The organism is Vibrio sp. Isolate24 (assembly GCF_022398215.1).
Taxonomy (GTDB): Bacteria; Pseudomonadota; Gammaproteobacteria; order Enterobacterales; family Vibrionaceae; genus Vibrio; species Vibrio coralliilyticus_A.
On record NZ_JAKEUU010000002.1, the window covers coordinates 159,810 to 173,607 of the forward strand.

Below are 13,798 nucleotides of genomic sequence, written 5' to 3' on the forward strand. Positions count from 1 at the left end.
TATTAGTCATAAAATCGGCCGAATTCCAACCAATAAGTAAGAGAGATTAGTTGGCTTGTTTTATTGAAGCCTGAAATGGCCTCGCTTCCAACTTGAAGCTATTTTTAGCATAGACCAGAACTGAGCCTTGAGTGTACCAATCCCCTAAAACAACACGAGTTTTTTCAGTATTTTGAACTGTGAACACATGAATATTAGGGCGATGAGTGTGACCATGAATCATCAAGTCTACCTGATGTTTTGCCATAACCGCTTCAACTTCTGACTGGGTGACGTCCATGATGTCGAGGGATTTTGTCTGCTTGTCAGAACGTATGTCAGACTGAACTTTAGCGACAATCTTCTTTTTGATGAACATTGGAATACGGTTAAATATCCATTGTAGCCATGGTTGATGCACTTTCTCTCGGTACTGTAGGTATTTGACATCCTCAGTACATAGCGTGTCTCCGTGCAACACGACGGTTTTTCTACCATACAAATCAATCACGGTTTCATCGCCTAACAAGGTCACGCCAGTTTGTTTAGCGAAGCGCTTTCCGACTAAAAAATCACGATTACCTTGGGTGAAATAACATGGAGTACCTGAAGAGGTAAGATGCCTAAACTCGTTACGAATTTGGTTAGCAAAATCAGAGCTATCATCATCGCCAATCCAGAACTCAAATAAGTCACCGAGTACGTACAGCGCATCTGCATGAATGGCTTCTTCACGCATAAAACGGATAAAGCAATCAGTAATGTCTGGTGTGGTTGGGGAGAGGTGGAGGTCTGCGATAAATAGTGTGGTCATATTTTCTGAGCCTGAAGATAGAAGGAGGGAGAGCAATGTGCTCTCCCTCACAATCATTATTCTTCGATTGTGGTGCCAGTGATCACAACGTCTTCAAGAGGTACGTCTTGGTGCATGCCTTGAGAGCCAGTGCTAACGCCTTTAATCTGGTTAACGATATCCATGCCTTCAACCACTTCAGCGAACACACAGTAACCCCAACCGTCTAGGCTTTCGCTACGGAAATCTAAGAAAGTGTTGTTGTTCACGTTGATGAAGAACTGTGAACTTGCTGAATGAGGTTCCATAGTACGCGCCATTGCCAGCGTACCTACTTTGTTGCTTAAGCCGTTGTTTGCTTCGTTTTTGATGGGAGCGCGAGTTGCTTTTTCACGCAGACCAGATTCCATGCCGCCACCTTGGATCATGAAACCGTCGATAACACGGTGGAATAATGTGTTGTCGTAGAAACCATCACGGCAGTACTGCAGGAAGTTCGCGCAGGTTTCTGGTGCTTTTTCTTCGTTTAGTTCAACTTTGATGTCACCAAAATTAGTGTGAAGGGTGATCATGATGATGTCCTTTATTTATGACTTTGACTTAAAGTCTGAATTCTATATGAACTTTTACCACTTTTATACGTGAAAAGTGTCTATCTAGGAGGGATTAATGAGTTTGTTGACGTCTTTTTAAACATTTCAGGGATGACCTAATGGCTTGCATATTGGTATACTGAACCACTACTTTGTTTCACCTAAATAATCAGATAGAGATCATGTTAAAGATATATAACACACTCACAAGACAGAAAGAGGAATTCAAACCAATCAATGCTGGCAAAGTCGGCATGTATGTCTGTGGAGTCACCATCTATGATCTCTGTCATATCGGTCATGGTCGTACATTCGTTTCTTTCGACGTAGTGTCTCGTTACTTGCGTTACCTGGGTTATGATCTTACCTTTGTCCGCAATATTACGGATATTGATGATAAAATCATCAAGCGCGCGAACGAGAATGGTGAAAGCTGTGATTCTTTAACAGAGCGCCTTATCGGTGAAATGCACGCTGATTTTGATGCTCTGAATATGAAGCGCCCGGATGTTGAGCCACGTGCGACGGAGTTTATTGCTGAAATTATCGAGCTGGTTGAAAAGCTGATCGAGCGCGGTTTTGCATACGTTGCTGACAACGGTGACGTCATGTTTGAAGTTGGTCAGTTTGATGAATACGGTAAGTTGTCAAAGCAAGATTTAGATCAGCTTCAGGCTGGAGCACGCGTCGATGTAGAAAGCGCGAAACGCAGTCCGTTAGACTTCGTGTTATGGAAAATGTCTAAGCCTGGCGAGCCTACGTGGGAATCTCCATGGGGCGCGGGTCGTCCAGGTTGGCATATTGAGTGTTCAGCAATGAACTCATCTATTTTAGGCAATCATTTCGATATTCATGGTGGTGGCTCGGATCTTCAATTCCCGCATCACGAGAATGAAATCGCTCAATCATGCTGTGCGCACGACACTCAGTATGTGAATACTTGGATGCACAGTGGCATGGTGATGGTCGATAAAGAGAAAATGTCGAAGTCACTGGGTAACTTCTTTACCATTCGTGATGTGCTTGGTCATTATGATGCAGAAACAGTTCGCTATTTCCTAATGTCAGGACATTACCGCAGCCAGTTGAACTACAGTGAAGAAAACCTGAATCAGGCTCGTGCATCTCTTGAACGTCTCTACACCTCGCTACGTGGCTTAGACCTAACAGTACCAGCTGCTGGTGGTGAAGAGTACGTTAAGCGCTTTACCGAAGCCATGAACGATGACTTCAACACACCAGAAGCATATTCTGTGCTGTTTGATATGGCTCGTGAGATCAATCGCATTAAGAATGATAACTTAGAGCAGGCGAGTGCAATGGGGTCATTAATGCGTGAATTGGCGGATGTGATTGGTATCCTTCATCAAGAGCCTGAAGCTTTCTTAAAAGGTGATGCTGCAGGTAATGATGACGAAGTGGCTGAGATTGAAGCGCTTATCAAACTGCGTAACGACTCGCGTGCTTCTAAAGACTGGGCCAATGCCGATATGGCACGAGATAAGCTAAATGAGATGGGTATTGTTCTCGAAGATGGTCCAGAAGGAACCACTTGGCGTCGTAAATAACTGATCTTTTCTAGGGCTGTTAATTCAGCCCTTTTCTTTTTTATAACTTTTTATACGGGTAGCAACTAGTGGCTCAGATGTATTTCTATTACTCAGCAATGAATGCGGGTAAATCCACCACTCTTCTTCAATCCTCTTTTAACTACCAAGAACGTGGCATGACACCTGTGATTTTTACAGCCGCTTTGGACGACAGATACGGTGTGGGTAAAGTAAGTTCTCGTATTGGTCTTCAGTCAGATGCACACCTATTTCGTGCGGACTCTGATTTGTACCAAGAAATCGCCGCACTAAATGAAGTCGAAAAGCGTCACTGTATCTTGGTTGATGAGTGTCAGTTCTTGACCAAAGAGCAGGTCTATCAGTTAACTGAAGTGGTGGATAAGCTTCATATCCCGGTCTTGTGCTACGGCTTACGCACAGACTTCTTAGGTGAGTTGTTTGAAGGCAGCAAATACCTTCTGTCTTGGGCTGATAAACTGGTTGAACTGAAAACCATCTGCCATTGCGGACGAAAAGCAAACATGGTGATCCGCACAGATGAGCATGGTAATGCCATTGCTGAGGGCGATCAGGTTGCGATTGGAGGGAATGACCGCTACGTATCAGTGTGCCGCCAACACTACAAAGAAGCGCTTGGAAAATAAAGTGAATAGACAACAAAAAACGGAGCGTTAGGCTCCGTTTTTTGTTGTATTCGACTAATTCGGATTGCGCAAAGCAATCAGAGATTAACGAGCACGGAAGACGATGCGACCTTTGGATAGATCGTATGGAGTCATCTCTACAGTTACTTTGTCACCAGTAAGAATACGGATGTAGTTCTTACGCATTTTACCAGAGATGTGAGCAGTAACTACGTGACCGTTTTCTAGCTCAACACGGAACATTGTGTTTGGAAGAGTATCAAGGACAGTGCCTTGCATCTCAATTACGTCTTCTTTAGCCATTTAATCCTCTTTTAAAAATGGATAATTTCTACCAGCTTAGCGTGCCGATAAAAATGAAATAAGTAAAGTTGGGGCGTATTCTACCCTTGCCAACGCTGATTTACTAGCCTTTGATGACTCTGAAAGCGGACTTTGTAATTCATTGCCGGGCATTCGTCAATCTGATAACCCAAATAGAGCCACTGTTTTCCTTGTTGGCGGCAGTATTCAAGCTGAAACATCACACCCAGAGTCCCGAGAGATAATTCGTAATCTGGGTCGAAAAAGGTGTAAAACGCGCTGGCGGAGTTGGAAAGAATGTCTGTGACGGCGATAGCAATCAAACGATCTTGGTCGTAAACATGTAGATACTGAGTGTTAAGCCAGTGACATTGAGAAAATTTGGCAAACTCATTCTGCTTAGGAGGGTACATGGTTCCGTTACGATGGCGAACATTAATATAGTGAGAATACAGTTCAAACCAGCCAGGAATCATTTCATCTCGCAGTTCCCAAGTTAAATGCTGTGCTTTATTACGCAAGCGCTTTTGACTTTTGGAGAGCTCAATATCTGGGATAGAGACTCTGAGTGCTTGACAAGATTGGCAATGATCACAATGTGGCTTATAGATTGTATCTCCACTGCGTCGAAACCCGTTCGCCAGTAACACTTCATAGCTTGAAGCGGTGTGCATGGCTGGATCTAGAGCGACAGCCACTCTCTCTTGCTTATCTTTGAGATAGCTACAAGGGTGACTGTCGGTCAAGCCAATGCGGATTTGTTGCAGATCGGAACTCATTGATTCTCCTCTGATGCCAGCTTAAGCCACTGAGATTTAAAACTGTGGTCAAGCAGCTTTTCCTGTCTTAAGGATAGCAGGCTTTGCATAAACACTTCTCTCTCCATAACTTGCGCTCCTAGAGACTTTAAATGAGGGTTCATGACCTGACAGTCGATCAGTTTGCCGTTCATTGAGGTGAAATATTCGCAGAAATACCATAACGCGATTTTGGATGCATTGGTTTCTCGGCTGAACATAGACTCTCCACAGAATACTTGGCCAATCGAAAGCCCATACAGACCTCCAATTAACTCATCATGGTTCCACACCTCGACAGAATGGCAGTGGCCAAGAGAAGCCATTTGCTTATACGCGGAACGCATTTCCTCATTCAACCAAGTTTCATGTTCTGAGCGCATTGATGCACAGTGATCAATGACGGACTCTGTTGCTAGGTTGATACTGATCCGATATTGATGCTTTCTTTGAAACTTTTTAAGACTTTTAGCCGGTTTAAATGTCTTAGGATCAAATACAGCTCTCGGAGATGGGCTCCACCATAAAAGAGGCTCACCTGGCCCATACCACGGGAAAATCCCATTCTGGTAAGCGAGCAAGAGACGATCTGGAGAAAGGTCGCCACCGAATGCAAGCAAACCATTTGGATCATTCAGGGCTTCGCATGGAGGTGGAAACCAAAGTTTGTCTTCGTCGAGTTCAGTTAAATAAATCGCCATGACGCAGGAGAACTATGATGAAAAAATGGCTTTGGATCTTATTCATTTTTCCGCTCGTTGCCAATGCAGCATATGAGAGAAATCAGGCCAGACCTGTGAATCAAGTCGTGTTTGGTGAAGTTGATTCCGTTCGTTATCTCACTCAGCAAGATATTGTCAAAGCTGAATTATCTGGCTGGGAAACGCTGCTTGGCGCTGTCGTGGGCGGTGTTATCGGCAACCAGTTTGGCGGAGGAACTGGGAAGGAAGTCGCCACAGCAGTAGGCGCTGTGGCGGGGGCGGGCATTGCGCACAATCGAGCGAATCAAGAATATAAAATCGAGTATAGGTTGGTCGAACTGCTGATTAAAACAGAACAAGACAAGCTGATTGACGTTATTCAGGATGTCGACAACACCATGTTGTTTGAACGCGGTGACAAAGTACGGATACTGTATTTCGATAACGGTGTAAGGGTCGATAAAGAGTATTGATTCGCCCTATGTATTGCTATTGCATAAGCCGAATAAAAGATCGCGACTAATTGTGATTTTGGTCTAGTTTTAGGTGTCGATTTTAGATAGGCTGCAACTACGAAGAATTGTTCATCGCTTGCTTAGGAAGGCAAAGCGATCAAGGAATAACGAAATTTAATGGAAAGCCTTACGTTACAACCTATCAATAAAGTCAATGGTGAGGTCAACTTACCAGGTTCAAAGAGTGTTTCAAACCGTGCGCTACTGCTTGCAGCTTTAGCGAAAGGGACGACTCGTCTTACTAACCTACTCGATAGTGATGATATTCGTCATATGCTGAATGCATTGACAAAGCTTGGTGTGAATTACACATTGTCACAAGACAAAACGGTGTGTGAGGTTGAAGGTCTAGGTAAAGCGTTTGATGCGCCAGAAGCCTTAGAGCTCTTTTTAGGTAATGCGGGAACGGCAATGCGACCTCTCGCTGCTGCTTTATGTCTGGGTAGCGGAGAGTATGTGCTGACGGGCGAGCCTCGTATGAAAGAGCGCCCGATAGGTCACCTAGTTGATGCACTTCGTCAAGCTGGTGCTGATGTTGAGTACCTAGAAAATGAAGACTTTCCTCCACTGAAAATTAAAGGAACAGGCCTGAAGGGCGGTACGGTTGAAATTGATGGTTCGATCTCAAGTCAATTCCTGACGGCATTCTTGATGTCTGCGCCGCTGGCACAAGACGATGTAACCATTAGAATCGTTGGTGAGTTGGTGTCGAAGCCATACATCGATATTACTCTGCACATCATGTCGCAGTTCGGTGTTGAAGTAGAGAACAATGACTACCAGGAATTTGTCATCCGTAAAGGCCAGTCTTACGTTGCTCCGGGTGATTTTCTAGTCGAAGGTGACGCATCCTCTGCGTCCTATTTCCTCGCTGCTGCTGCGATTAAAGGTGGGGAAATTAAAGTAACGGGCATTGGTAAAAAGAGCATTCAAGGCGACATTCAATTTGCTGACGCATTGGAGAAGATGGGCACCGAAATTGAGTGGGGAGATGATTATGTGATCGCCCGTGTTGGTGAGCTTAATGCGGTTGATATGGACTTTAATCATATCCCTGACGCTGCAATGACCATTGCGACCACGGCCCTTTTTGCAAAAGGTACGACAGCGATTCGCAATGTCTATAACTGGCGTGTCAAAGAAACCGATCGCTTGTCTGCAATGGCAACGGAGTTGCGCAAAGTGGGGGCTGAAGTGGAAGAAGGTGAAGACTATATTGTTGTAACACCGCCAGAAAACCTGATCCATGCAGCTATAGATACCTATGATGACCACCGAATGGCGATGTGTTTTTCTTTGGTGGCATTGAGTGATACCCCTGTGACCATCAATGACCCGAAATGTACGTCAAAGACCTTCCCGGATTACTTTGACAAGCTGGCTTCTTTAAGTTGCTAGAAATAAAAGCCCTGACGTTGATTATCAGGGCTTTTATCTTCAGTCTTTTAAGGAAAACTCTGTCGAAAGGTGGTGCGCTAAGTACTTGAACATGTTGAACACTGCGGTGGTGTTTGCTGTCGGTAACCCTTCACTATCCAAGAAGTAATTCCCCTTAAACATTAAGACATCGTCCTTTTCTTCGACACTGTCTGCACGCATACCTTCAACATAATCTTCGTGTTCCTGAATGAGGTGGTTAGCAATCAACAGCAGTTCGAATTTGGAAATAGCTTTCTTGTCGGTCATGTTTTATTACTCGTTTATCAACGCATCTCTATAATAGAAGCAATTGTAAAAGGGTTGAAGCTCAAAGCCATTGCGACAGATCAATCCAGTGAACCTGACGGGATAACTTAGGTTTTGTGACCGGAGGCATAAATTCTTTCGTTGCAGTAGCAGAAGCAATGGAGCCGCGTTTAGTATGTGGCACTTTCGAAGCACCGAGACAATTGCCATTCGTCGATTTGTCGACCAGTCAATGTTGAATTTTAAAAAAGATATTGATCTTCTTGGTTTCTCGCTCAATAGTAAAAAAAGAAGCAATATTTTAAGTATGTCGTGCGTTAAATCGCGAAATCATATTAAGGACACTTGAGTCAATATGGGTAAGTCACTCGTTATTGTGGAGTCGCCTGCTAAGGCTAAAACCATCAATAAGTATTTAGGTAAGGACTTTATTGTTAAGTCCAGTGTGGGTCATGTACGCGATCTACCTACCGCCGGTCAGAGTACCGGCCAAAAATCAGCGGCTGTCTCAACGAAAGGTTTGAGTGTTGAAGAAAAAGCTCGAATCAAAAAAGAAAAAGACCGCAAAGCACTGATCAAAAAAATGGGTATTGACCCATTTAATGGTTGGGAAGCGAATTATCAGGTTTTGCCTGGTAAAGAAAAAGTGGTTGCGGAGCTACAGAAGCTCGCGAAAGACGCAGATAGCGTCTACCTCGCAACCGATTTGGATCGCGAGGGAGAAGCTATCGCTTGGCACCTTCGTGAGATCATCGGTGGCGATGAAGAGCGATACAAACGAGTTGTCTTTAACGAAATTACTAAGAACGCGATTCAACAAGCTTTCCAGAAACCGGGTGAGCTCAGTATGGATGGTGTTAACGCCCAACAGGCACGCCGCTTTATGGATCGTGTTGTGGGCTTTATGGTTTCACCACTGTTGTGGAAAAAGGTCGCGCGTGGCCTGTCTGCTGGCCGTGTTCAATCGGTTGCGGTAAAACTATTGGTTGAGCGCGAACGCGAAATCAAAGCGTTTGTTCCAGAAGAGTTTTGGGATATTCACGCGGATACGAAAACTGCTAATAAAACGGATTTCCGTCTTCAGGTTGCCCAGAAAGATGGTGTGGCGTTTAAGCCATCTAATGAAGCTGAAGCGCAGTCAGCGATTGCTGTTCTGGAAAAAGCAGCATACGAAGTTTGTAAACGTGAAGACCGCCCAACGTCGAGCAAGCCTTCTGCTCCGTTCATTACGTCAACGCTTCAGCAAGCCGCCAGTACTCGTTTAGGTTATGGTGTTAAGAAAACCATGATGTTAGCTCAGCGTCTGTATGAAGCGGGTTATATCACGTATATGCGTACCGACTCGACGAACTTGAGTGCAGAAGCAGTAGAAGCGGTTCGTGGGTTCATTGGTGATGAGTATGGTGACGCTTACCTTCCGGCTAAACCGAATGTCTATGGTAGCAAAGAAGGTGCCCAGGAAGCTCACGAAGCGATTCGACCTTCAGATGTGGCAGTGAAAGCTGATGATCTGAAAGGCATGGAAGCGGATGCGCATAAACTGTATTCACTTATCTGGAATCAGTTTGTCGCGTGTCAGATGACACCGGCGAAGTATGATTCTACGACAGTGAGCGTCAAAGCTGCTGAGTACACGCTTAAGGCCAAAGGCCGCATTCTTAAATTTGACGGCTGGACGCGCGTGCAGCGTCCATTGGGTAAGAATGAAGACCAGATACTGCCTGCCGTTCAGGTTGGTGACAAGGTTGATTTGATTCAATTAGATCCTAAACAGCACTTTACCAAACCACCTGCACGTTTCACTGAAGCGGCTTTGGTTAAAGAGCTTGAGAAGAGAGGTATTGGTCGTCCGTCAACGTATGCATCCATCATCTCGACCATTCAGGATCGTGGTTACGTTAAAGTTGAACAACGTCGCTTCTATGCTGAAAAAATGGGTGAAATCGTAACGGATCGCTTAGACGATAGCTTCCATGAGTTGATGAATTACGAGTTCACATCTCGCATGGAAGAGAAGCTTGACCAAATCGCGGAAGGTGAAGCGAACTGGAAGAAAGTGTTAGATAATTTCTTTGGTGACTTTACTAGTGATCTTGAAAAAGCAGAGCAGGACGAAGAGCAAGGGGGCATGAAGCCGAACCATATCGTTTACACTGATATCAAGTGTCCGACGTGTTCGCGTGAAATGGGGATTCGTACCGCCTCAACGGGCGTATTCCTTGGTTGTTCAGGTTATGCTCTTCCGCCAAAAGAACGTTGTAAGACCACCATCAATTTAGGTGATGAAGAAGGCATTATCAATGTTTTAGAAGAAGACGTTGAAACAGCAGCACTTCGTGCGAAAAAGCGTTGTCCGATCTGTGAAACCGCTATGGACGCTTACTTGATTGATGATAAGCGTAAACTACACGTGTGTGGTAACAACCCTAACTGTGATGGTTATGTTGTTGAACATGGCGAATACAAGGTGAAAGGGTACGATGGTCCAGTTGTCGAATGTGACAAGTGTGGCAGTGACATGGTTCTAAAGAACGGTCGCTTTGGTAAATACATGGACTGTACCAGCGAGACATGTAAGAACACGCGCAAGATCCTGAAAAATGGTGAGGTTGCGCCACCTAAAGAAGATCCAGTTCATCTTCCTGAGCTACCGTGTGAAAACTCAGATGCATACTTTGTATTACGTGATGGTGCTTCAGGTTTGTTCTTGGCAGCAAGCACTTTCCCTAAGTCACGTGAAACTCGTGCTCCTCTTGTGGAAGAGTTAGTTAGATTTAAAGATCGTATTTCTCCGAAATTCCATTATTTGACAACGGCTCCAGAAAAGGATCCTGATGGGCTTCCAATGGTGGTACGTTTCAGTAGAAAATCGAAAGAGAACTACGTTCGTTCAGAAATAGATGGAAAACCATCGGGCTATACTGCGCTGTACATTGATGGTAAATGGGAAATTACTGATAAACGTAAGAAAAGCGCAAAGTAGAGTAGTACGTTTAAATTGAATGGGAAAAGCAGCCTAGCAATAGGCTGCTTTTTTATTATCTGTAGGCTAGGTCGGAATGGGATTTATTGTTTGTTATAAGCCATGTCTTGAGTTCATTAAACTGCCATCTGTTTTTCATATAATTGTGACAACAAAACGCGAATTGCGATCTAAGTCATTACTTTGTAGGCGTTGTGTTAATGGTCTGTTTTATCTGACTATGAATGTGTGACTTACTTCAGAGCCATACAAAGCAAACTTTATCGCGTTCAAGGTATAGCATCTTTTAAATTGTAAATTTAACGAAATACGGTAATTTATAGTAAACCCTGTGCACAGTGAAACTATCAATTTCAGATGAAACATAAAATGGATTTATGTGCGATTGACAGGCTAAAAATTCCATTTCGTATGTCTGCATGAGTTCAGGCTCGCAACGAGGAAGACAAAGATAAGTCCCCGATATACAAGCTTATCTGCAATTAAAAATTATTATGGAGAATAAATAATGGCTGGTGTTTTAGGAATGATCCTTGCTGGTGGAGAAGGCTCTCGCCTTCGTCCGTTAACAGAGTCCCGCAGTAAGCCTTCGGTTCCTTTTGGTGGTAGTTATCGTCTTATTGATTTTGCTCTCAACAATTTCGTCAATGCTGACTTAATGCGCATCTATGTACTGACTCAGTTCAAATCTCAATCCTTGTTCCATCACCTTAAGAAAGGGTGGAATATAAGCGGCATTACTGATCGGTTCATTGACCCTATCCCGGCACAAATGAGAACGGGTAAACGTTGGTATGAAGGTACTGCGGACGCCATTTACCAGAACCTTCGTTTTATGGAATTAGCTGAGCCTGATCAAGTCTGTATTTTCGGTTCTGATCATATTTATAAAATGGACATCAAGCAGATGTTAGATTTCCATAAAGAAAAGCAAGCATCTCTGACGGTTTCGGCATTGCGTATGCCGCTATCTGAAGCTTCTCAATTTGGTGTTATTGAAGTCGATAAAGAAGGGCGGATGGTTGGGTTCGAAGAAAAGCCGACACAGCCTAAGCCGATTCCTGGTGATCCTCAACATGCATTGGTTTCTATGGGCAACTATGTTTTTGAAGCTCAGCCTCTGTTTTCTGAACTGATTGAAGACGCGGACAATCCTGAATCATCCCATGATTTTGGTAAAGATATCATTCCCAAAATGTTCCCGCGCGGTGACGTGTTTGTTTATGACTTTAGCACTAACCGTATTACAGGTGAAAAAGAAGAAGTTTACTGGCGTGATGTAGGGACAATCGATGCTTACTGGGAAGCGCACATGGATTTGCTTGAAAAAGACGCCCCCTTCTCTCTATATAACCGTAAGTGGCCATTGCATACCTTCTACCCAGCACTTCCACCAGCAACGTTTACCGACTCTGATAACGGTCGTGTGCAGATCATTGACAGTTTAGTGTGTAATGGCAGTTATATTCGCGGGTCCCGAATTGAAAAGTCTGTATTAGGATTCCGCAGTAATATTGCATCTGCGTGTGATATTAGCGAAAGTATCCTCTTGGGTGACGTGAAAGTCGGTGAAGGCTGTATGTTACGTCGCGTTATCGTCGATAAAGATGTAGACATCGCACCAGGTACACAAATTGGTGTCAATTTAACGGAAGACAAAAAGCACTTTCACGTGTCTGACGATGGAATTGTTGTCATTCCTAAAGGAGCACGAGTTGGCTACTAAGAATTTATCTATTCTGTTTGTAGCATCGGAAGTTGAAGGGCTGATAAAAAGTGGTGGTTTGGCGGATGTAGCCAAAGCACTGCCTGAGGCTCTTTTCAAACTGAATCAAGATGTACGAGTAACATTACCGGCTTATCAAAACATTCCTCATATTGACTCTGCCCCGATTGTGTTGGAGACGAAGCTGGACTATTGGCCTCATACGGAATATAAAGTTCGCGAATTGGGCCTTGTTGGGTTGAAGGTATACGCTATTGATTGCCCGAAATATTTTCAGCGCCCAGAAATGTACGCAGAAAATAATCAGGCATATAGCGATAATGGTGAACGTTTTGCTTTTTTCAGTGCCGCCTGCTTGGACATGTTGGCCAAGCTAGGTTTTCAACCCAATATTATTCATGCTAACGACTGGCATACGGGCTTCGTACCTTATTTGCTAAAACACCGATACGTCCAAGCTGAGTTTTTCGCAGAAACCAAAAGTATCTTGTCAGTGCACAATGCGGTGTTCAAAGGGGTATTCAGTTATGAAGAGCTGCAATTTCTTCCTGAGATGCATACCCGATATGCACCTGACGCTGCTGTAAGCCCAACGCATGTCACTATGCTCAAAGCCGGAGTCATGAGCGCGGACAAAATCAATGCTGTGAGCCCGACTTATGCTGAAGAGCTAAAGACTGAGCTGGGAAGCCATGGTATGGCAGCGGAGTTTAAGCACAGAGAAGGTGATTTAGTTGGAATATTGAACGGTTGTGATTACTCGGCATGGAACCCTGAAACCGATCCGTATTTGCCTGTTAACTACAAGCCAAATCATCAAAGTATGGTGACAGGGAAGAAGGCCTGTAAAAAGGCATTGCAAGAAAGGCTCGGCTTGGTCGATAGCGATGTTGCAATGTACGGCATGGTTTGTCGGTTGACGAATCAAAAAGGGGTTCACTATCTCCTGCCGATTTTAAGTCAGTTTTTACGCCATGATGCCCAACTTGTCATAGTGGGGACAGGTGATCCTGTCCTTGCATCTAAGCTTAAAGATATCGAAGCTTTACACAGTGAGAAGTTCAAATTCGTAGAAGCGTACGATAATGAATTAGCTCACTTAGTTGAAGCAGGTTCTGACTTCTTCCTCATGCCGTCAGAATTCGAACCTTGTGGCTTAAATCAGATCTACAGTATGGCTTATGGTACATTACCGATAGTGCGTGGTGTGGGAGGGCTGAAGGACAGTGTAAGTGATTATGATGTTGACCCTGATACTGCCACTGGTTTTGTGTTTGACTTACCAGAGCCAAAAGAATTGCTGCTCACTTTACAACGTTCTCTATTGCTATTTGTTCAGAACCCTAACGAATTACAACGTGTTCAGCTGCATGCGATGCAACAGGATTTTTGTTGGAGTAAAGCGGCTGATGAGTATCTGAATTTGTATCTGAGCGCATTCAAATAATACATTTTGCTATGAAAAAGGGCGCCTATTACGGCGCCTTTTTAGTAAAATTTAGGGTTA

At 44.1% G+C, this 13,798-nt stretch carries 13 protein-coding genes; 7 read left to right on the plus strand and 6 right to left on the minus strand.

Features of this window, described 5'->3' with window-relative positions; genetic code table 11:
* Nucleotides 1-46: 46 nt before the first annotated feature.
* Both lpxH and L1D23_RS09035 read right to left on the minus strand, forming a co-directional pair.
* A complete protein-coding gene (lpxH, locus tag L1D23_RS09030; protein ID WP_239865695.1) occupies nt 47-793 on the minus strand; it encodes a UDP-2,3-diacylglucosamine diphosphatase in 747 nt (248 codons plus the stop codon).
* Between the two features lie 56 nt (nt 794-849).
* Nucleotides 850-1,344, minus strand: a complete 495-nt coding sequence (locus L1D23_RS09035) for a peptidylprolyl isomerase (protein WP_006962924.1) — start codon at nt 1,342-1,344, stop codon at nt 850-852.
* 203 nt (nt 1,345-1,547) lie between these two features.
* On the opposite strand from L1D23_RS09035, the gene cysS reads away from it, so the two are divergent.
* Both cysS and L1D23_RS09045 read left to right on the plus strand, forming a co-directional pair.
* Nucleotides 1,548-2,933 carry a cysteine--tRNA ligase gene (cysS, locus tag L1D23_RS09040; RefSeq protein ID WP_239865697.1) on the plus strand — a complete coding sequence of 462 codons (1,386 nt, stop codon included), beginning with the start codon at nt 1,548-1,550 and terminating at the stop codon, nt 2,931-2,933.
* 68 nt (nt 2,934-3,001) lie between these two features.
* On the plus strand, nt 3,002-3,580 hold the full coding sequence (locus L1D23_RS09045) for a thymidine kinase (RefSeq protein WP_239838233.1): 579 nt from the start codon (nt 3,002-3,004) through the stop codon (nt 3,578-3,580).
* 84 nt (nt 3,581-3,664) lie between these two features.
* Here L1D23_RS09045 and infA read toward each other — a convergent pair whose 3' ends face one another.
* From infA to aat, 3 genes are all read right to left on the minus strand, one after another.
* Nucleotides 3,665-3,883 (minus strand): translation initiation factor IF-1, encoded by a 219-nt coding sequence (infA, locus tag L1D23_RS09050; protein WP_001040192.1) that lies wholly within the window; start codon nt 3,881-3,883, stop codon nt 3,665-3,667.
* A gap of 80 nt (nt 3,884-3,963) precedes the next feature.
* Nucleotides 3,964-4,662: an arginyltransferase gene (locus L1D23_RS09055; RefSeq protein WP_239865700.1), complete on the minus strand. Its 699-nt coding sequence runs from the start codon at nt 4,660-4,662 to the stop codon at nt 3,964-3,966.
* Nucleotides 4,659-5,381 carry a leucyl/phenylalanyl-tRNA--protein transferase gene (gene aat / locus L1D23_RS09060; protein ID WP_239865701.1) on the minus strand — a complete coding sequence of 241 codons (723 nt, stop codon included), beginning with the start codon at nt 5,379-5,381 and terminating at the stop codon, nt 4,659-4,661. The genes L1D23_RS09055 and aat overlap by 4 nt, the downstream gene beginning before the upstream one ends.
* Nucleotides 5,382-5,398: 17 nt before the next feature.
* Between aat and L1D23_RS09065 the strand changes: the two genes are divergently transcribed.
* Complete coding sequence (locus L1D23_RS09065; protein ID WP_239838277.1) at nt 5,399-5,854, plus strand: glycine zipper 2TM domain-containing protein; 456 nt, start codon at nt 5,399-5,401, stop codon at nt 5,852-5,854.
* Between the two features lie 159 nt (nt 5,855-6,013).
* Nucleotides 6,014-7,294: a 3-phosphoshikimate 1-carboxyvinyltransferase gene (gene aroA, locus L1D23_RS09070; protein WP_239865702.1), complete on the plus strand. Its 1,281-nt coding sequence runs from the start codon at nt 6,014-6,016 to the stop codon at nt 7,292-7,294.
* A 39-nt stretch (nt 7,295-7,333) separates the two neighbouring features.
* Here aroA and L1D23_RS09075 read toward each other — a convergent pair whose 3' ends face one another.
* Entirely contained in the window at nt 7,334-7,582 is a 249-nt protein-coding gene (locus L1D23_RS09075; protein ID WP_239865703.1) for a YciN family protein, read from the minus strand.
* A gap of 355 nt (nt 7,583-7,937) precedes the next feature.
* Between L1D23_RS09075 and topA the strand changes: the two genes are divergently transcribed.
* The 3 genes from topA (at nt 7,938) to glgA (ending at nt 13,738) form a co-directional block, all read left to right on the plus strand.
* Complete coding sequence (topA, locus tag L1D23_RS09080; protein ID WP_239865704.1) at nt 7,938-10,565, plus strand: type I DNA topoisomerase; 2,628 nt, start codon at nt 7,938-7,940, stop codon at nt 10,563-10,565.
* A 508-nt stretch (nt 10,566-11,073) separates the two neighbouring features.
* Complete coding sequence (glgC, locus tag L1D23_RS09085; protein WP_239865705.1) at nt 11,074-12,291, plus strand: glucose-1-phosphate adenylyltransferase; 1,218 nt, start codon at nt 11,074-11,076, stop codon at nt 12,289-12,291.
* The gene (gene glgA / locus L1D23_RS09090) at nt 12,281-13,738 is read left to right on the plus strand and encodes a glycogen synthase GlgA (protein ID WP_239865706.1); all 1,458 of its coding nucleotides are present in this window, start codon (nt 12,281-12,283) and stop codon (nt 13,736-13,738) included. The genes glgC and glgA overlap by 11 nt, the downstream gene beginning before the upstream one ends.
* Nucleotides 13,739-13,798: the final 60 nt, after the last annotated feature.